Annotated in this window: 23 protein-coding genes, 1 tRNA gene and 1 pseudogene; 4 read left to right on the top strand and 21 right to left on the bottom strand. The window is 36.7% G+C overall.

Annotated elements, in window-relative coordinates:
• Positions 1-13: 13 nt before the first annotated feature.
• Complete coding sequence (locus GYA49_00825; GenBank protein ID NMC35566.1) at positions 14-874, bottom strand: DMT family transporter; 861 nt, start codon at positions 872-874, stop codon at positions 14-16.
• 198 nt (positions 875-1072) lie between these two features.
• On the opposite strand from GYA49_00825, the gene GYA49_00820 reads away from it, so the two are divergent.
• Together GYA49_00820 and GYA49_00815 are read left to right on the top strand one after the other, a co-directional pair.
• Entirely contained in the window at positions 1073-2287 is a 1215-nt protein-coding gene (locus GYA49_00820; protein NMC35565.1) for a hypothetical protein, read from the top strand.
• Between the two features lie 4 nt (positions 2288-2291).
• Positions 2292-2642 (top strand): hypothetical protein, encoded by a 351-nt coding sequence (locus tag GYA49_00815; protein ID NMC35564.1) that lies wholly within the window; start codon positions 2292-2294, stop codon positions 2640-2642.
• Here GYA49_00815 and GYA49_00810 read toward each other — a convergent pair.
• From GYA49_00810 to GYA49_00790, 5 genes are all read right to left on the bottom strand, one after another.
• Positions 2608-3303 carry a hypothetical protein gene (locus GYA49_00810; GenBank protein NMC35563.1) on the bottom strand — a complete coding sequence of 232 codons (696 nt, stop codon included), beginning with the start codon at positions 3301-3303 and terminating at the stop codon, positions 2608-2610. The genes GYA49_00815 and GYA49_00810 overlap by 35 nt on opposite strands.
• Positions 3304-3343: 40 nt before the next feature.
• On the bottom strand, positions 3344-4243 hold the full coding sequence (locus GYA49_00805) for a DMT family transporter (protein NMC35562.1): 900 nt from the start codon (positions 4241-4243) through the stop codon (positions 3344-3346).
• A gap of 27 nt (positions 4244-4270) precedes the next feature.
• Positions 4271-4507: a hypothetical protein gene (locus tag GYA49_00800; GenBank protein ID NMC35561.1), complete on the bottom strand. Its 237-nt coding sequence runs from the start codon at positions 4505-4507 to the stop codon at positions 4271-4273.
• 7 nt (positions 4508-4514) lie between these two features.
• Entirely contained in the window at positions 4515-4982 is a 468-nt protein-coding gene (locus GYA49_00795) for a hypothetical protein (GenBank protein NMC35560.1), read from the bottom strand.
• An 84-nt stretch (positions 4983-5066) separates the two neighbouring features.
• Positions 5067-6530, bottom strand: coding sequence for an aldehyde dehydrogenase family protein (locus GYA49_00790; GenBank protein NMC35559.1), 1464 nt, complete (start codon positions 6528-6530; stop codon positions 5067-5069).
• Positions 6531-6671: 141 nt separating this feature from the next.
• Between GYA49_00790 and GYA49_00785 the strand changes: the two genes are divergently transcribed.
• Entirely contained in the window at positions 6672-7439 is a 768-nt protein-coding gene (locus tag GYA49_00785; protein ID NMC35558.1) for an inositol-phosphate phosphatase, read from the top strand.
• Between the two features lie 27 nt (positions 7440-7466).
• Here the strand turns inward: GYA49_00785 and GYA49_00780 are convergent, their stop codons facing one another.
• The 15 genes and pseudogenes from GYA49_00780 to murJ all read right to left on the bottom strand — a co-directional run bounded on the left by GYA49_00780 (position 7467) and on the right by murJ (position 21652).
• The gene (locus tag GYA49_00780; GenBank protein NMC35557.1) at positions 7467-8174 is read right to left on the bottom strand and encodes a class I SAM-dependent methyltransferase; all 708 of its coding nucleotides are present in this window, start codon (positions 8172-8174) and stop codon (positions 7467-7469) included.
• 107 nt (positions 8175-8281) lie between these two features.
• Positions 8282-9190 carry a hypothetical protein gene (locus GYA49_00775; GenBank protein ID NMC35556.1) on the bottom strand — a complete coding sequence of 303 codons (909 nt, stop codon included), beginning with the start codon at positions 9188-9190 and terminating at the stop codon, positions 8282-8284.
• A 138-nt stretch (positions 9191-9328) separates the two neighbouring features.
• Positions 9329-9399 (bottom strand) — tRNA-Gln (locus tag GYA49_00770).
• Positions 9400-9406: 7 nt separating this feature from the next.
• Positions 9407-9877, bottom strand: a complete 471-nt coding sequence (locus GYA49_00765; protein ID NMC35555.1) for a GNAT family N-acetyltransferase — start codon at positions 9875-9877, stop codon at positions 9407-9409.
• Positions 9878-9980: 103 nt separating this feature from the next.
• The gene (locus tag GYA49_00760) at positions 9981-10520 is read right to left on the bottom strand and encodes a hypothetical protein (GenBank protein NMC35554.1); all 540 of its coding nucleotides are present in this window, start codon (positions 10518-10520) and stop codon (positions 9981-9983) included.
• Between the two features lie 54 nt (positions 10521-10574).
• Entirely contained in the window at positions 10575-12038 is a 1464-nt protein-coding gene (locus tag GYA49_00755; GenBank protein NMC35553.1) for a glutamate--tRNA ligase, read from the bottom strand.
• A gap of 148 nt (positions 12039-12186) precedes the next feature.
• Positions 12187-12479 (bottom strand): annotated as a pseudogene (locus GYA49_00750) (GIY-YIG nuclease family protein).
• A gap of 153 nt (positions 12480-12632) precedes the next feature.
• Positions 12633-13109, bottom strand: a complete 477-nt coding sequence (locus GYA49_00745) for a GNAT family N-acetyltransferase (GenBank protein NMC35552.1) — start codon at positions 13107-13109, stop codon at positions 12633-12635.
• A gap of 18 nt (positions 13110-13127) precedes the next feature.
• The gene (locus GYA49_00740; protein NMC35551.1) at positions 13128-13979 is read right to left on the bottom strand and encodes a DnaJ domain-containing protein; all 852 of its coding nucleotides are present in this window, start codon (positions 13977-13979) and stop codon (positions 13128-13130) included.
• Positions 13980-13982: 3 nt separating this feature from the next.
• Positions 13983-14429: a GNAT family N-acetyltransferase gene (locus tag GYA49_00735; GenBank protein ID NMC35550.1), complete on the bottom strand. Its 447-nt coding sequence runs from the start codon at positions 14427-14429 to the stop codon at positions 13983-13985.
• Between the two features lie 84 nt (positions 14430-14513).
• Positions 14514-16466: a molecular chaperone DnaK gene (gene dnaK, locus GYA49_00730; GenBank protein NMC35549.1), complete on the bottom strand. Its 1953-nt coding sequence runs from the start codon at positions 16464-16466 to the stop codon at positions 14514-14516.
• Positions 16467-16531: 65 nt separating this feature from the next.
• Positions 16532-16993 carry a nucleotide exchange factor GrpE gene (locus GYA49_00725; GenBank protein NMC35548.1) on the bottom strand — a complete coding sequence of 154 codons (462 nt, stop codon included), beginning with the start codon at positions 16991-16993 and terminating at the stop codon, positions 16532-16534.
• 6 nt (positions 16994-16999) lie between these two features.
• On the bottom strand, positions 17000-17737 hold the full coding sequence (locus GYA49_00720; protein NMC35547.1) for a hypothetical protein: 738 nt from the start codon (positions 17735-17737) through the stop codon (positions 17000-17002).
• Between the two features lie 427 nt (positions 17738-18164).
• The gene (gene lepA, locus GYA49_00715) at positions 18165-19946 is read right to left on the bottom strand and encodes an elongation factor 4 (GenBank protein NMC35546.1); all 1782 of its coding nucleotides are present in this window, start codon (positions 19944-19946) and stop codon (positions 18165-18167) included.
• A 20-nt stretch (positions 19947-19966) separates the two neighbouring features.
• Positions 19967-21652 carry a murein biosynthesis integral membrane protein MurJ gene (murJ, locus tag GYA49_00710; GenBank protein NMC35545.1) on the bottom strand — a complete coding sequence of 562 codons (1686 nt, stop codon included), beginning with the start codon at positions 21650-21652 and terminating at the stop codon, positions 19967-19969.
• Positions 21653-21772: 120 nt separating this feature from the next.
• On the opposite strand from murJ, the gene GYA49_00705 reads away from it, so the two are divergent.
• The gene (locus GYA49_00705; protein ID NMC35544.1) at positions 21773-22051 is read left to right on the top strand and encodes a 30S ribosomal protein S20; all 279 of its coding nucleotides are present in this window, start codon (positions 21773-21775) and stop codon (positions 22049-22051) included.
• The last annotated feature ends 153 nt before the right edge of the window (positions 22052-22204 follow it).

The raw sequence follows: 22204 nt of genomic DNA, 5'->3' as shown, positions 1-22204 counted from the left end.
GTATTTAAAAAATCTATAGTTTAAATTTCTGCACCCCTATTCCCGAAAGAATAATCAGTCCCCCACCAAATAAGTGATAGGCAGTAATAGTCTCGCCCAAAAACCCAAAAGCTAAAATACTGACAATGACTGGCGTTAACATTGACATCATCGTCATATAGGAAAGTGTAGCTAGCTGTAAAGTTTTACTTAAAAAATAGCTGTAAATACCATAGGAAAAACCAGCTAACAAAAGCAAGATACCTCCTTTAGGAATATAAAATGTTTGTGAAACAAACGGTGCAGCTAGTAAAAAACACAAGCCGGCAATGGCCACTCTTGATAAAGCAAGCAGCAATGGGCTCAACCCAACTTTTAAAACCGGTTTTTGCAAAGCCGCACTGATAGCTGCCAACAAAGCTGCCAGAAAAATAAGAATATCTCCCAGATGAGGAATTAAAATTTCCCCTTGAGAAGTCAAAATATATAGACCCAATAAAAATAGTAGCAGTAATCCTAGTTTAACTTTAGTAAGTTTTTCTTGGAAAAAGAAGGCGCCAATCAAAGTGGCAAAGATAATAGTGCTTTTTATTAAAAAACCGTAATTGATTGAGCTGGATAGTTTGAGACCATAGCTACCTAAAATAACTGAACCCGCAATAGTTAGTCCGGTCAAAAGCAAGTAGAAGCGCTGTTTAGTAGATAGTTTGGCAAAACCGGATAATTTTTTATGGCTCAGAGCCAGTAAAAACAGAAATCCTATCAGATAAATTTGTGTTGGGACAATAAAAGGATGTCCGCCCTGATTGAGAATAGCTTTATTAGCAATAATGCAAACTGCCCAGAAAAAAGAAAAACTAAAAACCGTAAAAAGTTTGTTTTTAAGTAAGTCCATAAAACGCCATTTTAATCTTTTAAATTATTAGTGTCATCCTGAGTGAAACGAAAGATCTAATTAGTATAAGAAAGATTCTTCCCCCGCCAAGGCGGGATCAGAATGACACGTATTTTAAAATTTTGATTAACTACTAATTGTATTACTTTTAGATCAGAAATCGTAGGTTAAAACACTCAAAAATGTTACAGTATTAGCATGAAGTTTCCTAAAGTTGTGATTGATTGGAAAAATCTGTTTAAAGCAGTTGTGCTTTTACTTTTTTTGGCAATTCTGGTTTGGCAAACTAATAGCACGGAGCAAACTCTGGAAACCTATTATCAAACCACCACGCAGCTTAGTACTGCCCAGCAAAACCTAAGCAGTCAAAGTGCTATTTTACAAGAACAACTGCAAATTACTAAAGCGGCTTTGGACGATCTTAAAAGCCAGGATCAATATCTTATTAATAAAGACTTGGAAGCCACTATTTCTGCTATTGAAACTACCTATACTCAAGCAGTAACCACCTACGAAGATTTACTCAAACTCAAAGAACTCACTAGCAAAACTACAGATGAGGACAAGGCTTTTACCCAAAGCCTGGTCTATTTATCCAAACGTAACTATGCTTCAGCTTCGGCTACCCTTAAAACTTTGCAAAGCAAAATCACGGCTGCCAAACAGGAAATAATCTCAACCTTTACGATTCCGGAAAATGTGCCGGTTAATAATAGCCCTCCTGGCAGTGGTTTTAGTACTCAACAGGTCTCTATGGGTGGCAGTAACTATTTGGTCAGTCTAGTGGCTGGAGATTTAGGCTCAACCCGGGTTTTAGTGGATACCGCTTCTGATCAAACCTGCGGCAATGACTGCCCAACGCTTTCTCTTGCTGATTACGTCTCCCGCAATGGCGCCTACGCAGGTATCAATGGTTCTTACTTTTGCCCAGCTAGCTACCCCAGCTGCGCCGGCAAAACCAACTCCTTTGACACCTTACTTATGAACAAAAATAAAGTCTATTTCAATTCGGACAACAATGTTTACAGCTCTGTTCCGGCTGTGATTTTCGGAGATGGCTGGATTCGTTTCGTGGGCAGATCGCAGGATTGGGGACGGGATACGGGCATTGACTCCATGATTGCTAACCAGCCCATGCTGGTTTCTGGTGGTCAAAGCGTTTTTGGTGGGGATGGTGATCCAAAAAAAGGCAGTAAAGGCCCAAGAAGTTTTGTCGCTAGTAAAGGCAATACAGTTTATATTGGGGTGGTATTTAATGCCACTGTCGCTGAATCAGCTTTAGTTTTGCAAACCCTGGGTATGGAAAATGCGCTTAATCTTGATAGTGGCGGCTCAACGGCTTTGTGGTACAGTGGGTACAAAGTTGGCCCCGGCCGCAACCTCCCCAATGCGATTGTATTGGCAAGAAAGTAAAATTATGATGGAAACGTCTATTGAACTAATGTCTGGTTTAGCAAAAATAATTGTGTTTGTTTATGGGTTTATATCTCTATTAGTTTTAATATATGGCATAAAATCAATCATTGCAGAACAAACAGTTATTTGGCGTGATGACGAAGGCAACTATGCTTATTCAAAAAAAATAACTATTATTAAATCTATTCTTCATGGATCGTTCTCGCCTTTTATTTATCCAAGAATATTTCCTAGAGAATCAGAATCATATTATGGTTCTTCAGCTAAATTTTTAGGTGTTTTATATATTATTTTAGGATTATTTATGTTAACTCCATTTATTTGGGCAGTACTTGCATTTCACTTGATTTAATTAAGAACTTTTCAATTTCTTTCATCACCAAATCACATTCTTTTTGAGAATACCTAAAATCGTGCCCCATATTTTCTTGCCTCACCACATATGGATTTTGGGCATTGGCCACAATTTCTTCCGTTTGGCTTGGGGGAACAACCGTATCTTCTAGGGCAATAAATATCATTAAGGGTTTGTTTATCATCTTAACTTCTTTGGATGCAGAATATTGCAAACCATCCTTGGCAAATGAATATGGAACATTGAATGTTCTAACCTTTTGAGGATCATTTGGTAAATCTCTTTCCGAACATCTAAACCCACCGTTTTTTTCCCATTCTGATTTTGAACCATATCTGTTTGGCGGCGGACAAAGAGTAACTATTTTAGTGATTTCTTTTATTCTATTTCCAGCAATTATTGCTGTAAAACCACCCATACTATGACCTATCAAAATAATTTCTGTTGGCTGTTGAGACTTATAAAAAGTAATTCTTTCTTTAATTTGTTTAAGCAAATTTGTTATTGAATAATTAGAAATGTCTCCGGTTTTCCAAAGATTGCAGGGGTCAAGCCGCTCTACAGCATAGCCTAACTCTTTAAGCCTTTTTTCAAAAGTCAGCATATGAAGATAATCTGGAGAATCTAAATATCCTGGTAGTAATAATGCCAATTTCATATTTATTTCAATAATATCAGGTTTAATCTGATTCGAAAAACTATTTCCCTTCCCTAGACTCTGTTTTATTCATCGCAATCACACTAGCAATGATGATCAGACCTCCTAGAAATTCTTTAGCCAGTGGAATTTCCTGGTAAAACACAAAGCCAAACACTACTGCAAAACATGATTCCAGCATCAGAATATTGCTGGCCAAAACTGCCTCAACTCTTTGAAAACCATAGTTGGTCAAAAAGACATTGGCAATATTAAAAATTCCAGCTCCAATTACCATCAGCACTAGACTCATATTCCAATTAGCTACTGGCAAGCCATCACCTTTGACTAGAGAAACCAAAAACACGATCACAAAAGCCACCAGAAAATTTATGACCGTCAGCTCATAGTTGTTTAAAGTATCCGATTGCCATTTTCTAGCAATATAGCTCAATGAGAAAAAGATTATAGAAATTAGCGTCAAAACTTCACCTCTACCCCAACTCAATAAATTACTAAAATCCTGTACCGAAATCAAAACCACTCCAGCAAAAGCCAGCAAAACCAGTACAAATTTTTTGATACTTAATTTTTCTTTCAGCAAAATAAAGCCAAAAACTGCCGTGGTTGGTAACGAGCCAATAAAAGAAACGTTGCTGTATTTGGTGATAATAATTGCTTGGGTGTAGAGAATGATCCCAAACAAAGCATAAGAAATAGCCCGCAAAAAAATAAGTGCCCAATCCTTTTTACTAAGTAACCTAAATTTTGCCAGCTGAATATGTTTGCCAAAAACCAAAATTCCAATCACAAAGGCAGCCAACATCCGCAAATACACCTGCTGAAAAAGTAGAAAACCAGTTGCTAAATAGCGGGCAAACAGCCCCATGGAAGCAAATACGATTGCTAAAACGATAAGTGCCAAAATTCCTCGCTCTTTATCAGTTTTTTGAGAAAGCATAGATATTTCACTATTATAGCTTGATTTTTAGATTTCATCTTTGGAAGTAGTTTGAGTTCCTAAAATTTCTTCTTCGATCTGAGATTTGTAAGCTTTAACAAAAAGATCTGCTACTTCCTTTGGCCAAACTTCTCTCATTCTCTTTCTACCAATTTTTATTAATTCTTTGTTATCACACTTCACTCCCGCCTCTATAAGTCTTTGAGCAAGAGACATTTTATCAGCCGCTTCTAAAACTGAAAGATCACCTCTTTCTTCTCTCATATATAAATTATGTAGCAGTTTTAATTCCTAAACTTTTACTTTTAGGAATGTTAGAAAAACAAGCCATCACATCAAAATCCGGACTGCTCAGTCGCAGCATTTCAAAACTGTTTCTTTTAACTAATTCAAAACCAGATATATGTTTATATCGTTTCTTAAACTCTGAGTAATTAGTATTAAAATCAGCATCACCTCGTTCTGGTCTGTTTGGATCAGGTTTGCGAATTTTTATCAGTCTTAAAAAACCTGCAACAGTAGAAATCGGCTTTTGTAGTAAATAGGTATAGCCGGTAGGAGTAGTTTCCACAATTTTACCTAATAATTTTATTTCCTGCGTATAGTTTTGATATTCCTCATCTGTTTGGCAAAAGATACAAGCAAATTCTATTGGGGCCGAACTTACACTAGTAAAATGATTTTTAAGCTCGTTGCTATGCTGAACAATATAGGTAATAGTCTGAATAAGATTGGTCATGCAAAAATTATGTTTAGTATACTAAGAAAATTTAAAATTGAGAATAATCCCTTACTACTTAGGATTTAACACAGAAGAGAAAGATTAGCTACAAATCAAGGCTTCATTTAGCTCATTGGTTTTTCCAGCCACAACCAAAGGTAAACTAAAAGCCCGCAAAGCTTCCCGAATCGACAAAACACCTTGAGCCGAATCTTTGCGACCAGTAAAAGGTAGGTTATCCGGACCTCTTTGGCACTGAGAATTAATATTGATTCTGGAAACTTGATGAGACAAAGTGTCGATCATTTTATTCACCGTTTCTTTATTTTGAGTAAAAATACTGGCCTGCTGGCCATAGTGCGAATGGGTCACGAAATTGATCACCTCGCTCAAATCATCATAAATCATGACTGGAATTACCGGCCCAAATTGTTCTTCGTGGGCAATCCGGGCCTCAATCGGCACTGGAAACAAAACTGCCGGAAAATAATAGGTACCGCCTTTGACCCCATAATTTTGATTAACAACTCGGGCCCCTTTAGCAACTGCATCATTCACTAGTTCTTGCAAATATTCAACCCGGCTCATTTCTGGTAAAGGTGTCAATTTGACACCATCTTCTTGTGGAGCTCCTAATTTAAGTTGATCAACTTTATGAGCCAAAAGCTGCACAAATTCATCGGCTTTGGATCGGGGTACAAAAATATTTTTCAGAGCCGTGCAGCGCTGGCCATTGAAAGACAAAGCACCACCCAAACATTCATTGCTGGCTACTTCTAAATCCGCGTCTTCCATAATGATAGCCGGATTTTTAGCCTCCAAACCTAAAATAGCATGTAGGCGATGAGGAAACGGATGTTGGTTACGGATAGCATCGGCCACTTTGGCTGAGCCAATAAAAGCCATCACATCAACCTTACCAGATTGCATAATGGGAGTAATCACTTTTTGACCTTCACCAAAAACCGTATTGACTACTCCAGCCGGAAAAGCCTCAGCAAAAGCTTCCAAAATTGGAGCATGTAAAAGCACTCCAATTCGAGGCGGTTTGAAAATCACAACATTACCAGTCAGCAAAGCCGGAATAATAATCGTCAGAGTTTCGTTGAGAGGATAATTGTATGGCCCCATACACAAAGCAATACCCCTGGGCGCTGACATGATTTTGGCAGTGATACCTCCTTTTTTGGAAGGCTGACTCAGTTTTTGCATTTTGGAGCGATAAAAGTCTACTGTCGCTTCGATATATTCAACTGTCCGGTCAAATTCACTGTAGGCATCAGTTTTGGTTTTACCAATTTCAGCCATCAAAATATGAGCCACTTCATCCCGCTTTCCCTTCATCAGCTGAACAAAATGAGAAACTTTTTCACACCGCTTGAGCGGATGCATTGTAGGCCACTGACCCAAACCTAAATCATACGCTTTGAGCGAACTATCTAAAACGCTTAAGGCGGCCTCTTCATCGAGCAAAGGATATTTACCTATGACCTGAGCTTCGGTATCGGGAGTAGGTGTGATATAGCTGACAACTTCTTGGAACTCACCGGTCCATTCACTAAGCATTCCGTCAATTAAATAAGTATTGAGATTGATATACACACAGCTCCTTTTAATCTGTAACAAAATTATTATGAACTAAATAAAATAGCTCTTCAATCATTGCATTTTTACAAATAAATAATGCTAATTTGCTACAATGAAGCCATGAATGATTTTAAGCAGTTTAAAAAAGTTGCCCTAGACGCAGTTGCTAAAGCCGAAACTATCATTTTAAAATATTTTCAAAATTTGCCTCATATCGAAACGAAAATTGACAATACTCCCGTAACTCAAGCTGATCAAGAAGCTGAAGCAGTCATTATAGACACAATCAAAAAGGCCTTTCCTTCTCATGGTTTTATGGGCGAAGAATTTGGCAGTGATAATGAGAAGGCTGAGTTTACTTGGATCATTGATCCCATAGATGGCACTAAAAACTTTATTCATGGTTTAGAGTTTTTTGGCACGATTTTGGGTTTAAAATATCAAAACAAAATTGTAATGGGCATTTCCAATATGCCGGTGGCAGGCGAACTTTTATATGCTTCTAAAACTGAACCAACTACCTTAAATGGCAAACGGGCTTATGTCTCCAAAATACCCGATCTCGAAAGTGCTTTTGTAAATTTTAATCCCAGTAAATTTGACAATCCCAAAATGGTCAATATTGCCAAAGCCATAAGTGCCAGAAGTCTTAATATGAGAGGTTTTGGTGATGTGTATGGGTATCACCTGGTTGCTACTGGCAGAAGCGATGTCTTTTTTGAGATTGGTCCTAAAGCTTGGGATGTTTCTGCTTTTCAAATCATCATTCCTCAAGCCGGCGGTAAGTATTCGGATTTTGAAGGTAATACGTTGGGTTTAGGTGGAACGTCTTTAGCTACCAATGGCTTGTTGCATGAGGAGATGCTGAGGATTATCAAAACATCATAGTTACCAAACTAACTAAAAAATTGTAAATTAATGCTTTTTTCTTGCGATAAATGAAAGGTAGTCACACTGCCAAATTACTTTTTTGCCATCTTTTAGATACTCCTCTCGATATGGATTTTTGCTTAATGTAAAGATTTCCCAATCACTAAACACCTGCATAAGCCTGTCTTCGAATTCCTCATAACTTATATCTATTTCAGCATCAGGATCAATTTGTTGTTTACTCTTTATATCAAACATTTGAGGATTAGTAATTTCATGGATATAAATAATACCGTTGTTTTTTGTGCCCTTGATCATATTATCTATCACTTGAAACATTATTTCTTTACTTCTAGTGTGTGTTAAAACACTATGGGCAATAATATAATCATAGAAATTAATTTGTATCTTATAATTCTCTACCGGAGAAATAAAACCATTTAATTTATCTGCAACACCATAATCTTTAGCATACTTATTAAGTTTATTGATGGCAATTTCTAAATAGTCAACGCAATAAATATTGCTACTTTTATTTTTTAATAACCTTGCCAGAGGAATCGCATTTCTTCCAACACCTGAGCCTAAATCTAATATATTGATGCTTTTTCGTTTGTTGAAATATTTTTTATAAATATCAATGATTTCATTATTTGGTTTCTCTAGCCATGAAGCACCTTTTTGAAAAAGAGTGTGTTTTACATAAAGATCGTTGTGATAATCTTGTGTTGCTTTTCGCGCCTTGTTGACCATATGGAATTACTACTTACCAGGGCAGGTTGTAAACCTGCTCTGAACAGTTCGCTCTATATAATTTGAGATTGATAACAAAAGATTGTTTTGACTATAAATATATCAATTTACTTTATTAATTGCTTTTCCTTTTGCACAAGCAATGAGTGTTTTGTCCAAATTTTTATATCTTCTGCAAAAGCTTCTTTAGTAAACCAAGCTATAGGAGGAGTAATCCAAATATTACCTTCATAATTTTGAACTGTTTCTTTTTCTGATTCTAAAGCAATTCCAGCCAGTCTACCTTTGTGAACTAATTGGATAGCATATTGTAAATCAAAAATATCATCGCCAGTAATACTTACAATAAAGGAATCTTTTTTCATTTGATTAAGTTTGCTTTTATCAAGCAAGCCTTTTGTCTCTTTATTCCTTGCCAAAGCTGGAAAAATATAATCAGCCTTTCTAAGCACTTCATTAAGGCTATGATATTTAAAACGACTATCACGGGCTTCTCTAGACCAATAAATAACTTTCATGCCCATTTGTTGGCCAAGCTCAGCTATGCGAGCACCGATCGAACCAAGACCAATAACACCCATTATTTTCCCTTTAATTTCCCAACCCTGATGTTTGCTATAGTCTATTTTCCAATTATTTTTTAAAACTAATGGAAGTTTTTTAGAAACATTAAACATCAACGAAATTGCATACTCAGCTACAGATTCTGTTGAGTATTTAGGCACATTAGTAAGAACAATTCCTGCTTTTTTCATAGCCCTACCATCCACCCAATCAAAACCAGTAGTAGGAACACAAACAGCCTTTAGATTGGGAATTTTTTCCCAAACTTCTTGGGGAAATTTCCAATCTAATTGTTCTGGTCCTAAAGCAATTACTTTTTCTTCTTGGTCGTTAAAATAGGAAGATTTAAAATCTGGTTTTTCTACAACAAAAATTACCTTCGCCGTATTTTTCATAGCCTCTATTTGTTGGGGTAAAAATCCAGATTTGGAGCTTATAATAATAATTCTCATAGTACCTCCATTATAGGTTATAATTTAAAAATGGAATTTTCAATAAAATTCTATCAAAAAGGAAAGCAGATAGCGAGAGGTTATGAATATTCTTTTATTATAGGAATAAGAATAGTTGATTTTAAGTGAGTCGAACAGCTGCGGGACTTGGGTTCGAACCAAGATTACATGATTCAGAGTCATGTGGCCTACCATTAGCCGATCCCGCAATATTTTTTAGTCAGGTATTATTTCGTTACTCCAAAAAGGCTTTTTAAATGGCCATTGCTTTAGAAATTCTTGAATAGTTTTATAAAGTATTTCATACAACCCTTGGTCATAAGCTTCCTGTGTGACCCAAAAACTTACATCAACATCATAACTTTCATCAACCTTTTTTCTATAACCAGCTGGATAAAAATAAAAACACCCTAAACATTCTGTATTTTGAGGGTTAAATACAGTAAAGACAAAAGACGACTTGTGTTCAAATTCTCTTTGATGCCAACCCAAATCTATTAGATCATCTTCTATCGTTAGGTCTTTGCTTGGCCAAGAACCCCCTCTTGTTTTTTTAATAATATCTATACTCGACATGATAGTCATGTAGTCTAGATAGACATCTTTTGTAGTTAATTTGCGAATTAAAAAATATTTTGTTTTTAATTCTTCTGGAACAATAAAAGAGCTAGGAATATTAATATTCATATGTAACTATTTCAAGGTATTGTAACAGAGAAGAACTTAATTATAAATGTTGAGGCACTAATTTATTTTTTCCAACAAAAAATATTTCAATCTATTTTTCAAATCAGTCTTTAGAAAAATCTATTCCTGTAATTACAGTAAATAAGTAGACTAAAGGACTCCCAACTATCATTTTGGCAATCCAAGGATTGATAAGAAGTAAATTGTTAATTCTATTTTGATAAATAATCAGCAATAAAATAGTGAAGATAAAAAGAAACAAGCTTATTAAGTTTAAGAGGCGTTGATTTTTTATATATAACTTTGGTATCAAAAAGATTGCCATCAGGAAAATTAAACCAGAACCTGTAATTAGCTTATCTGGCAAATAGTCTGTTATGCTAGTTTCAAACCCTAATAAAATAAGTAGGTAAGCTAAAAATAGAGGAGTGATTAAAAAAATACCAGTTTCTGAAAATTGGGGATTTTTATTTGCTTTTTTTGTATGTTTTCTGTATTGCCTACCCAGTAAATAAATAACTAAGCTTAGTATGAGGTAAATAAATTTCCCAGATGATAATAAATAAAAACAAAAATACAAACTACCTGCAAATAAATAAAAATCAAAAGGGGTATTGATTTGGAAAGTATATTTATTTTTCACACTATGATGAATTTTTGATTTTAGGTAAATTTATTTTAACAAAGAAGACTCTAATTATAAACGCTGAAGCACCGATTCAATCCGCTGCAAAACCAAGTCTTTTCCTAATACTTCAATAGACTCAAAAAGAGGCGGGGTAACTGGAAAAGCAGTAGTTGCTACCCGAATAGTCATGAAATAATCTCGGCCTCCCCAATCTTTATACTTACCTTTCAAGTTTCGAATTACTTTTTCGATCTCACCTGTCTCCCATGTATCTAAGTTTTCTAAAACAGTTTTTAAATCGGTTAGTAGTTGCTTAATTTCTTCTGGTGATTTTCCAGTCAGAGACTGGTCATTCTTGGATTGATTGCTCTGTTTTTTGACAAGTTCTACATCTATCTCCTGCTCAGGTAGTAAAAATTTCAACAGTTCATTTATGTCAGATAAAACTTCTAGACGTTCTTTGATAAGTGGAATAGTTTTTTTAAGTATTTCATCGCTAATTGGTAATGTTAAATACTGCTTTAATTTATTAAAGAGCTCATCTTCAGATATCACTTCCCGAATGTATTTACCATTCATCCACCGCAGTTTAACTTCGTCAAAAATTGGTCCGGCTGGTGAAAAATCTTTGAGGTCAAAAAGCTTGATAAATTCTTCTTTGCTAAAAATATCTTTTTCTTCGGGATGTGACCAACCCATGAGACTCAGATAATTGATCAAAGCTTCAGGTAAAAACCCTTGCTCTTTATACCAAAGAATATTGGTATGACCTTTACGTTTGGACAGTTTGCTTTTATCTGGATTGCGCAAGGTTGGCGTGTGGAAAAAAACTGGTTTTTCCCAGCCAAAGAAATCGTAGATCAAAATATGTTTAGGACTGCTGGGCAGCCACTCTTCACCCCGCACTACATGGGTAATTCCCATCAGGTGATCATCAACCATTGAAGCTAAATGATAGGTAGCAAAGCCATCAGATTTTAGTAAAACCTGATCATCCACATCATTGCTATGAAATGTTATTTCACCACGAATCAGATCTTGCACTTTGATAGTTTGATTGTCTGGAACTTTGAGACGGATGACGTATTTTTCGCCTGCTTGGATTCTTTGCTGTACTTCTTCTGGGCTTAAATTACGGCAATGTCTGTCATACATAGGCACTTTGCCAACTTTTTGCATTTCCGTTCTGACTTGATTTAAGCGCTCTGGAGTACAAAAACAGTAGTAGGCATGACCTTTAGCTACCAGCTCTTGGGCATGTTTTTTGTAAATATCTAAACGCTGCGATTGCCGATAAGGGCCAACATCACCAGGCTTACGAGGGCTTTCATCTTCTGTAAGTCCTGCCCAATCCAAACCTTCATAAATTTTTTCTTCAGCATCTGCAACAAACCTGGTTCTGTCAGTATCCTCAATCCTAATTAAAAATTTACCATCATGTTTTTTGGCAAAAGCATAATCTAGCCATGCTTGATAGAGAGAACCCACATGGGGATAGCCGGTTGGTGATGGCGCTACACGAGTTCGAACCATAATTTCCTTGTGTCATCTTGAGGGCAACGCCCGAAAGATCTTTTTTAAATCATTAGATTCTTCGCTTTGCTCAGAATGACACAGTCTGCACTTTAACCATTCTTATAGTTAGTGTCATCCTGGTCCCATCTTAGCAAGAGAAGGATCTTTAATCTAGTTTATTAAATAAATCTTCAAATTTCGGATTTGTTTTTTGAATCAAAGTATCTTTAAAATTTCTCGTTTTGCCTTTTAAATATCTTTCTCTTTGTATTGCTATTGTAATATCATTAAACGTTTCAAAATAGACTAATTTATGTAGTTTATATTTTTTGAAAATCCTTCTACTAAATCATTTTTATGTTCATATATTCTTCTTTTAAGATTATCTGTGACACCTATATATAAAGTCGTATTGGTATAATTGGTTAAAATATAAACAAAATATTCTTTTGTTAACATAGCAAAGATTCTTCGCTTCACTCAGAATGACACATTTCAAATTCTATCTATACTCTATGGTGTCATCCTGAGAGCAAAGCTCAAAGGATCTTTTTGCAACTTTAAGATGTTTCGCTTTGCTCAACATGACACAATCAAAGATATTAAGAGTAACTACACTTCACCCTCAAAAGAAATATCAAGTGGTTTTAAACCATGCTTTTCATAAAATTTTCTAGCTCTCTCGTTTTGGACATACACATTAACTCGCCAAAGTTCAATCCCTTTTTCTTTGCACCAATTCTTGAAATCTGCAATCAGTTGGGATCCAACACCTTGTGATCGGTATTTACTAGTTACACCCATATCATAAATTTCCGCAATTGGTCTGGTTTTATAATCACATTTATAATCAAGTGACATATCTTCAGCTACTAAATAACCCACTGGAATACTATCAAGTTCGGCAATAAAACAACAAAATTCTTGGTTACTAACAATATCTTTGTAGTATTTTTCACCTATTTTGCTATAAGCATAATTTGTTTTTAGATGGGGATCGTACTGGGCATTATCCTTCATCACCTCATCATTAAGTTTTTGGATGACCTGCCAATCAGAAGGTTTGGCAAAACGAATATGTACATTCATTTTTAACAAAAAAACAATTTATAAAGTTTTTTCCAACTCTTCGAAAAGTCTCTTTTGTTCGCGGCTAAGTCTTTCGGGGACTTTGACAACAAGCCGAATATATTCATCTCCCCGACCACCACCACGAAGCCTGGGCACACCTTTGCCCCGCAATCGAACCATAGTACTTGGTTGAGTTCCAGGTCTGATTTTAATAACTAAATCACCGTCAACCGTAGGAATAGTGGTTTTCCCACCCAATGTAGCTTGAGTAAAAAGAATTTCGTGGTCTACAAAAATATCATAACCTTCCCGCTTAAACGTCTCATGAGATTGAACATCAATGGTGACATCAAAATCATTAAAGCGAATTCGGGTGCCATCATCCACTCCAGCCGGAATTTTGATCACATGCTCTTTACCTTGATGTACCAATTTGCGCTCAGTGCCTTTCATAGCTTCCATAAAACTAATCTTAAGGCTGTAGCGAGGTTTGGCTTGGGCACGGCGAAAACCGCCACCAAAAAACTGCTCAAAAATTTCAAAGGGATCGGAAAAGCCACCAAAGTCAAAGTTGCCATCACCAGCATTGGAAGAATAGGTGTAAGAAAATGGTCCGGATTGATACGTCCTTCCACCTTGAAAGCCACCAAAACCAGACGAGGGATCAAAAGCCGCATGACCAAACTGGTCGTACTGCTTGCGCTTTTGCTCATTGGAAATTACTTCGTAAGCTTCATTTATTTCTTTAAATTTTTCCGCTGCATCTGCTTCTTTATTGCGATCCGGATGGTACTCCAGAGCCAGCTTACGATAAGCCTTTTTGATCTCATCTGCTGAGGCTGTTTTGGATACACCTAGTACTTCGTAAAAATCTCGTTTTGTGGTCATAAGTTAGATATTTCTTATATTAGTTAAATCAAAAAAATAAAAAGTTTCTTTGGAAGTTTTAGCATTTATTGCCTCTATTGCTCCAATTTTTCTAAAAAAATTCTCTGAATTAATATTTGTTTTTCTAACTACAGCAATTGGTAAATCATTTAATGCAATTTTATCTAATAATTTTTTTATCAACTGTTTACCAATTCCTCTGTTACGATAATCTGGGTGGACTACTAAAGAACCACACTGCCAAATATTTCTAAATAAAATTTTATCACTCATTTTCTTATAGAATTTCACAAAACCAATTACTCTTTCTTTATCGATTGCAATTATCGCATTCTTATTTTGAATAATTTTTTTTATTTTATCTAAAGAAAAAATAAAAATATGGCCTTCTTCATTTTTAAGTAATTGATGTATTTGCTCAAAATGAATTTGTTTGTCAGTATAATCCAAATACTTTATTATCATGAACCTGTAGGGGCGGGCTTTCAGCCCGCCCCATACTAAATACTCAATACTTGATACTAAATACTAACTCTACTCATTTACCACTTCGCCCTCTTCTACGTCCCCATCAGCCTTGGTTTTGCCTTGATCCTGATCTTTAGCTTTGCCATTACCCTCAGTTTTTTCTTCGCCTTCAGGAGTTGCTTCTCCGGTTTGACCACCTGCAGCTTGTTGCTGCTCATACATAGCAGCTCCAACTTTTTGCAAAGCTTCAGAAAGGACTTTGGATTTAGCTTCCACATCTTCTTTGTTGAAGTCATCTTTTTCAATAGCTTTTTTCAGATCTTCGACAGCTTCTTCCACAGCCTTTTTATCCTCAGCTTTGGCTTTATCACCGGCATCTTTAAGCGTCTTTTCAGCTGTAAAGACGAGGTTGTCAGCTTGGTTGCGGACTTCAATCCGTTCTTTCTTAAGTTTATCTTCCTCAGCATGAGATTCAGCTTCTTTACGCATCTTCTCCACTTCTTCATCAGAAAGCTCGGTCGAGCCTTTGATCGTAATTTTTTGCTCTTTGTTGGTAGCTTTATCCTTAGCGGTCACATTTAAAATCCCATTAGCATCCAGCTCAAAGGTGACCTCGATTTGAGGGACACCACGGGGAGCTGCCGGAATACCATCCAGTACAAATCTACCGAGAGATTTATTGTCAGCTGCCATAGGTCGCTCACCCTGGAGCACATGAATCTCAACTTGGGTTTGACTGTCAGCGGCCGTTGAGTAGACTTGAGATTTTGAGTTTGGCACCGTAGTGTTGCGCTCAATCATTGGCGTCATCACTCCACCCAAAGTTTCAATGCCCAGAGTTAATGGGGTCACATCTAGGAGCAAAACGTCTTTGACATCGCCCATCAAAACTCCAGCTTGGATAGCCGCACCTACGGCCACAACTTCATCAGGATTGACTGATTTATTGGGCTCTTTGCCAAAGAAATCTTTAACCGCTTCCTGAACTTTGGGCATTCGGGTCTGACCACCAACTAAGATAACTTCGTTAATATCTTTGGTTTCTAATTTGGCATCTTTCAAAGCCTTTTTACATGGCTCGATAGTTGCTTGAATAAGATCATCAACTAGCTGTTCTAGTTTAGCTCGGGTCAACTTCATAGTCAGATGCAGCGGTTGACCGTCTTTACTTTGAGTAATAAAGGGTTGGTTAATCTCAGTTTCAGCTGAAGATGACAGCTCTTTTTTAGCTTTTTCTGCGGCATCTTTAATCCGCTGCAGAGCTTGTTTGTCAGCTGACAAATCAATACCATTTTCTTTCTTAAACTCAGTCACTACCCATTCGATAATTTTCTGGTCAAAATCATCCCCACCCAAGTGAGTATCACCATTGGTAGATTTGACTTCATAGACGTTGTCACCTAGTTCCAGAATAGAAATATCAAAGGTCCCACCACCGAGATCATAAACTGCGATTTTTTCTGATTTGTTTTTCTCGCTACCATAAGCCAGCGCAGCTGCGGTTGGTTCATTGATAATCCGTTCAACTTTTAGACCAGCAATTTCACCGGCTTGTTTAGTGGCTTGTCGCTGACTGTCATTAAAATAAGCCGGGACAGTAATGACGGCTTTGTCCACACTTTCGCCAAGGTAGGCTTCAGCATCAGCTTTAATTTTAGCTAAAATTTTGGCCGAAATTTCTTGAGGAGTATAACTTTTACCAGCTACCTCAACAGCGGCTGAACCGTTTTTACCTTCAACAATTTTGTAAGGCACCATTTTTTTGGTTTTTTCAACTTCGCTATCTGAAATTTTGCGACCCATTAAGCGTTTAACACTATAAATAGTATTTTCCGGGTTTAATACCATTTGGCGTTTAGCCACTTCTCCCACCAGATTTTTATCTGGTTCAACGATAGAAGGAATAGTATTATTCCCTTCAGCTGAAGGAATAACTTTGGCTTTGCCACCTTCCATAATAGCCACACAGGAGTTGGTGGTTCCCAGATCTATACCGATAATTTTTGAATTGTCTGCCATAAGGCCTCCTTTATAAAATAATTAAATTGTTATTAATGTTTTTTTAAAATTAAATTTGGTAAAAATTACTTTTTAGCAATTCCTACTACTACTTTAGCTGGCCGCAACACTTTGCCATGAAGTACATAACCTTTACTAGAAATGCTCATCACTTGGTTAGTTGGGCCATCTGTTTGTTCCACACATTCCATACATTGCGGATCAAATTCCTGATCTTGAGCCTGAATTTCTTCTACACCAACTTCAGCCAACATAGTTTTTAAATTACTGCGAACCATATCTAGTCCTGGATCTTTGATAAAATTGGCTGCTCTATCCAAATCGTCTGCTATTGGCAAAATCCGCAGCAGCAAATCGGTGTTGGCAAATTTGATCCAATCTTGTTTTTCTTTTTCTAAACGTTTTTCCAGATTTTGATAATCTGCCAAACAGCGCAACAACTTTTGCTTCATTGCTTCCAAATCCTGTTCTAATTGAGCGATTTTGATTTGGTCCGGATTTTGTGCAGTTTTATCTTTTTTTGCCATATAAAATTACCAATCTTTTGTCACTTCACTGATTAAGCGGCCAAAGTAACGCATCATCGGAATAATGTATGCATAGTTAAGCCGTGACGGACCGATAATTCCTAAAGTGCCCTGTCCATATGAGCCCATTGGAAATTTAGTGTAAACGATGCCGCAAGGTTGCATGTATTCAATTTCAAAATCATCACCCAGTAAAATATGGATTGGATCCTCGCCTCGGGATTTTTCAAAAATGACTTGTAATTGTTCGCCATTATCCAAAATTGATAAAACAGTTTTGGTGACATCAATATCAAAAAATTCCGGAATGTCTAAAATATTGGCATAACCAGCATGAAAAACATCACCGTGGTCAGTAGTGGCAATGGCAATGGCATTGGTCTTTTGCGAAAGAATATGGACAGCTTCCCGCAATAATCGACCAGCTTCATTACGATAATCCCAGATTTTTGATTTGACCTCTACTTCTTCAGACACTGATAAATCTTTTTCATTCATCAGTTGTTGGATATAAAACTTAAGTGCTATTGGCGTTGGCACCCGACCGGAAGAAGTGTGTGGTTGATCCAAAAAGCCTTGCTGGGTCAAGATAACCATCTCATTGCGGATGGTGGCTGGAGAAACTCCCAAATTAAATTTTTTATCCAAAGTCTCGGAACCAACTGCTTCACCAGTATCGATATGCTCCTCGATAACTAGTTTCAAAATTTGAATTTGTCGATCAGTCAAACTAGGAATTTCCATAATTGTAGTTAAGTGTTAGGGCAAAACAACACTTAACACTCCGTAGATAGCTTTGCTATTTAGCAGAAGATTATCACGACTGCTAATTGATGTCAAGAGGAATTGAAAGTAATTTTCAAATTATCAATTTCCAAGATTTGTGTTTTATTTTTTATAAATCGCTTTTTTAAAAAATACTCAAGAAATTGTTTTTCGAATTCTTTAAAAATGTCATCGCAATGTTTGACGTCTTTCTGAGAAGACAAGTTCGATGACATAAAATGAGAAAAATAGTTTTCCTGAATATTTTTTAAACTAAGCGAGAGCTTTCTTTTGCCTATTTCTTTGGCGGCACAAAGAAATAGGCCACTTTGGACGAGCAAAGTAAAAACGTGATTACTCTTTACAAGTCGAAGAAGTAGATTTAAATCTTGAAGAAGAAATAAAATCAATCCCGTTTCACCACCGCCATAAACACTTCTTGAGGTAAATTAACTTTTCCAAATCGTTTCATTCGTTTTTTACCTTTTTTCTGTTTTTCCAAAAGTTTCATGCGCCTAGTTACGTCGCCACCATAAAGCTTGGCTGTGACGTCTTTACGAAAAGCTTTAACCGTTTCTCGGGCAATGACGGTCCCACCAATAGCCGCCTGAATCGCAATTTCAAACATTTGCCTAGGGATAGCTTTTTTCAGTTTCTTAACTACGAGTTGGCCAATTCGCTGAGCTTGATCCTTAACCACAATTTGAGAAAGTGCTTCAACTCTTTCAAAATGAATTAAAATATCAAGCCGAATTGCACTAACTTCCCGTCGTCCAATTAGCTCATAATCCAAGCTGGCATAACCAGACGAAACAGATTTTAATCGGTCAAAAAAATCAGTAATTAGCTCAGCCATAGGTAGTTCATACTGGAGCTGGACTCCGTCTGATAAATAGCTTAAATTTTTATACACCCCTCTGCGCTCGTCAAAAAGCTCCATAATCGAACCCAAATACTGCTTTGGAGTAAAGACTGAAACTGTCAACCACGGTTCAAAAATCTTATCAACCTGATCTGGTAAATCCTGAGCCGATTGGATTTCATAGCGTTGTCCATGTAGCTCATATTCATAAACTACATTGGGAACAGTGGCAATTAAATCAAGATCAAATTCCCGTTCTAGGCGTTCTTGCACAATTTCGGCATGCAAAAGACCGGCAAAACCAACTCGGAAACCTTTCCCTAAACTCCCTGAAAAATCAGGTGTATAAACAAAAGAAGCATCATTAAGATGGAGCTTTTCCAAGCCTTCGGCCAAGTCATTAAAGGCGTCATTATCTGTAGGATACAATCCTAAAAAGACCATTGGTTTTGGTTCTTTATATCCTGGCAAAGCTTGAGTACTACCATTAAAAGCAGCAGTAATCGTATCGCCAACTTTAACTTCACTTAAGCTTTTAAGGCCAGTACAAATATAGCCAACTTCCCCAGCTACTAGTTGCTTTTGTGGCATGGATTTTGGCTGATAAAAACCCAGTTCAGTAGCCCCAAATTGACGATCTTGGGCCATTAATTTTAATTTTTCATTGGTTTTGATCGTGCCACTAAAAACCCGCACATCAGCAATTACTCCCTGATGCTGATCAAAGCGGGAATCAAATACCAAAGTTTTGGTAGCAGCTTCAGAATTACCAATCGGAGAAGGAATTTTAGCAATAATAGTTTGCAAGAGTTGTTCGACACCTAAACCGCTTTTAGCTGAAATTTGTAACACTTCATCTGGATCAAAGCCAAAAGCTTCAGCCAAATCCAGAGAAACCTCTTCTACTCGAGCACCTGGCAAATCAATTTTGTTCAACACTGGGATAATCGTCAGATTTTGGGCTTTAGCTTGACGGTAAACAGTTAAAGTCTGTGCTTGAATTCCGGCCACGCTATCAACTAGTAAAATAGCTCCTTCACAAGCAGCTAGGGCTCGGGAAACTTCGTAGGAAAAATCGACGTGCCCTGGCGTATCAATCAAATTGAGAATGTAATTTTTACCATCGTATGGATAGTTCATTCGCACCGGAGCCAGCTTGATAGTAATGCCCCGCTCACGAGAAATCGGGTTACTATCTAAAAATTGTTCCTGCATCTCCCGGTCAGAAACGGTTTTAGTGACCTCCAACAGCCGATCAGCCAAGGTGGATTTACCATGGTCAATATGGGCAATAATCGAAAAATTACGAATCAAGTCTTGGTTCATAGCTTGATATTATATACAATTTACTCTTGAAGTGGAGCAGATTGGGAGATAGCTGAAGGCTCGGCTAAAACTTCCTCACTTTCATCAAAGACTTTGCGCCACGCTCCAAATTTTTCAAAAATCTTCAAAAACTGATCCAGCTCTTTAATTTGTAAAATTTTAGAAAAAACAAGATAGACGATAAATCCACACGCCCCAGCTACTACAGTCAAAACCAATAAATTGATAGTTCTAGTCGTATCCAAAATAAAGCGGTCTAGTAATCGCATCGGTAACCATAAAGATACACCAGTTAAAACCGTAGCAATGAGCATTTTAAAGATGGGCAAACCCCATTCGCTTATAGGTAAATAGTGTATTTTTTTATTTAAAAAGCTAAATAATAAAATGGCTTGAAAAATCCCTGCAAGAGTAAATGACAAAGCCAAACCAATAACTCCAAATTTTAAAGAGTTAACAAAATAAAAGCTCAAAACTACATTAGTTAAAACTGAAACCATGCCAATGAACAAAGGCGTTTTGGTGTCTTGCAACGCATAAAATGATCTGACTAAAAGTTGGATCACTGCTTGGGCCGCAACAGATAAGGCTAAAATAGCCACCGCTTGGCTGGTTAAAAGCGTAGCTTCCCAGGGAAAAGTTTTGGCTCCAACTACAATTCTGACCAAAGGTACCCGTAAAACCAGTAACAATGCGCTAGAGGGTAAGGTCAAATACAAAATTTGTTTAAACGAAGATAAAAACAAGTTTTTAAATTGCATAAGATTAGATTCATCATCGGTTTCTTTAGAAAGCATGGGGAAAGCCGCTTGGCCAATAGTTAAACCAAACAAACCTATTGGTAGCGCATAAATTGATTGGGCAAAATTAAAAATACTAATAGAACCAGCCACCATTGCCGAACCTAAAAAAACGGCTAATACAGCTTCGATTTGGCTTACTGCTAAAGCTAAAGTCCGAGGAATCATCAATTTGCCAATTTTTCTTACACCCTTAAGATTAAGTCCTAGCCTTGGCTTATAGGCAAAACCAATTTTTTTAACCAATGGCAGCTGTACTAACAAATGTAATAAAGCTCCGACAACTACTCCAATAGCCGGACCATAAATCCCAAATTGTGGAGCCAGTAAGACAATGCCACTAATAATGCCTAAGTTATATAAGATTGGTGCTATTGCCGGCAATAAAAACCTTTGATGTGATTGTAAAATTCCTGTAAAAAAATTTGAGACTAAAAAAAACAATTGCGCTAACAACATCACCCTAGTTAGTTTGGTCATGACAAGCAAACTTTCAGATGGAAAATTGGGAGCAATCAAACTACTTAAAGGGTAAGCAAAGATAAAAATAACAATTGATAAAAGACTAAAGCCAATAATAGCCAAAGTAATCACTCCATAAGAAATCTGCCAGGCTTCATCTTCATTTTTTTTTAAGTAAGAGCTATAAACCGGAATAAAAGCTGAAGATAGCGCTCCCAGTACAATCAACTGAAAAATCATGTCAGGCAAGGTAAAAGCTGCATAGTACGCATCCAGTTGCCATTCCTGTCCTCCAAAAAAAGTTCCGGCCAATAAGCGGTTTCGCACCAACCCTAAAACTCGGGAAATCATCACAGCCATCATTAAAATAAAGGCTGCTGATAAAATCGAGTTTTGTTTTGAAGAAAAAAATCGACCACCAGTTTTAAATAGTTTTCCAACCATGAAGATATGATAACAGCTGCTCTCTTGTAATCAAAGATACAAAATGGTAAAATCCGACAGTAATTTTGAATAGAATAATCAATTCTTTCAATTGTGAAATTGAAAATTGAAATATAACGTATGCCAATCATCAAATCAGCTAAAAAAGCTCTTCGTCAAAGTAAACGTCGCGCTAGTTTTAATAAGCCGGTTAAAAGCAAAGCTAAAACTATGCTTAAAAAGGCTTATCAAACTCCTACCAAGGAAAATTTAAGTGAAGCTTTTTCATCTCTAGATAAAGCTATCAAACGGAAACTGTTTCATAAAAATAAAGTAGCCAGACTTAAAAGCCAATTAGCTAAACTTAATCAGGCTACCACTCCTAAAAACAGCGACAAAAAAACTGCTAAAAAAGCTTAATTTTAGTTTTTAAACAATTTTCCCTTCTTTACACTTGAGTGTGTACTTGCCTATAATGGAAGTAGGTTTGTCTGCTGGGCAAATTTGGTGTTTTTATCTCGGCTATAGCCAAATTCCTTTAGACAAATAATTGCTAATTGTAAACCTGTCCAC

Source organism: Candidatus Beckwithbacteria bacterium (assembly GCA_012797845.1).
GTDB lineage: Bacteria > Patescibacteriota > Microgenomatia > UBA1400 > UBA1449 > JAAZOH01.
This window is presented reverse-complemented; position numbering and strand designations above follow the sequence as displayed.

Excerpts from the sequence above, each read along its gene's own strand:
- GYA49_00785 (NMC35558.1), top strand. The coding sequence starts at position 6,672 with ATGAATGATTTTAAGCAGTTTAAAAAAGTTGCCCTAGACGCAGTTGCT.
- dnaK (NMC35549.1), bottom strand. The coding sequence starts at position 16,466 with ATGGCAGACAATTCAAAAATTATCGGTATAGATCTGGGAACCACCAAC.
- murJ (NMC35545.1), bottom strand. The coding sequence starts at position 21,652 with ATGGTTGGAAAACTATTTAAAACTGGTGGTCGATTTTTTTCTTCAAAA.
- GYA49_00820 (NMC35565.1), top strand. The coding sequence starts at position 1,073 with ATGAAGTTTCCTAAAGTTGTGATTGATTGGAAAAATCTGTTTAAAGCA.
- GYA49_00755 (NMC35553.1), bottom strand. The coding sequence starts at position 12,038 with ATGGTTCGAACTCGTGTAGCGCCATCACCAACCGGCTATCCCCATGTG.
- GYA49_00815 (NMC35564.1), top strand. The coding sequence starts at position 2,292 with ATGATGGAAACGTCTATTGAACTAATGTCTGGTTTAGCAAAAATAATT.
- GYA49_00805 (NMC35562.1), bottom strand. The coding sequence starts at position 4,243 with ATGCTTTCTCAAAAAACTGATAAAGAGCGAGGAATTTTGGCACTTATC.
- GYA49_00720 (NMC35547.1), bottom strand. The coding sequence starts at position 17,737 with ATGGAAATTCCTAGTTTGACTGATCGACAAATTCAAATTTTGAAACTA.
- lepA (NMC35546.1), bottom strand. The coding sequence starts at position 19,946 with ATGAACCAAGACTTGATTCGTAATTTTTCGATTATTGCCCATATTGAC.
- GYA49_00800 (NMC35561.1), bottom strand. The coding sequence starts at position 4,507 with ATGAGAGAAGAAAGAGGTGATCTTTCAGTTTTAGAAGCGGCTGATAAA.
- GYA49_00810 (NMC35563.1), bottom strand. The coding sequence starts at position 3,303 with ATGAAATTGGCATTATTACTACCAGGATATTTAGATTCTCCAGATTAT.
- GYA49_00795 (NMC35560.1), bottom strand. The coding sequence starts at position 4,982 with ATGACCAATCTTATTCAGACTATTACCTATATTGTTCAGCATAGCAAC.
- GYA49_00740 (NMC35551.1), bottom strand. The coding sequence starts at position 13,979 with ATGACCACAAAACGAGATTTTTACGAAGTACTAGGTGTATCCAAAACA.
- GYA49_00705 (NMC35544.1), top strand. The coding sequence starts at position 21,773 with ATGCCAATCATCAAATCAGCTAAAAAAGCTCTTCGTCAAAGTAAACGT.
- GYA49_00775 (NMC35556.1), bottom strand. The coding sequence starts at position 9,190 with ATGAGAATTATTATTATAAGCTCCAAATCTGGATTTTTACCCCAACAA.
- GYA49_00765 (NMC35555.1), bottom strand. The coding sequence starts at position 9,877 with ATGAATATTAATATTCCTAGCTCTTTTATTGTTCCAGAAGAATTAAAA.
- GYA49_00725 (NMC35548.1), bottom strand. The coding sequence starts at position 16,993 with ATGGCAAAAAAAGATAAAACTGCACAAAATCCGGACCAAATCAAAATC.
- GYA49_00780 (NMC35557.1), bottom strand. The coding sequence starts at position 8,174 with ATGGTCAACAAGGCGCGAAAAGCAACACAAGATTATCACAACGATCTT.
- GYA49_00745 (NMC35552.1), bottom strand. The coding sequence starts at position 13,109 with ATGAATGTACATATTCGTTTTGCCAAACCTTCTGATTGGCAGGTCATC.
- GYA49_00790 (NMC35559.1), bottom strand. The coding sequence starts at position 6,530 with ATGCTTAGTGAATGGACCGGTGAGTTCCAAGAAGTTGTCAGCTATATC.
- GYA49_00825 (NMC35566.1), bottom strand. The coding sequence starts at position 874 with ATGGACTTACTTAAAAACAAACTTTTTACGGTTTTTAGTTTTTCTTTT.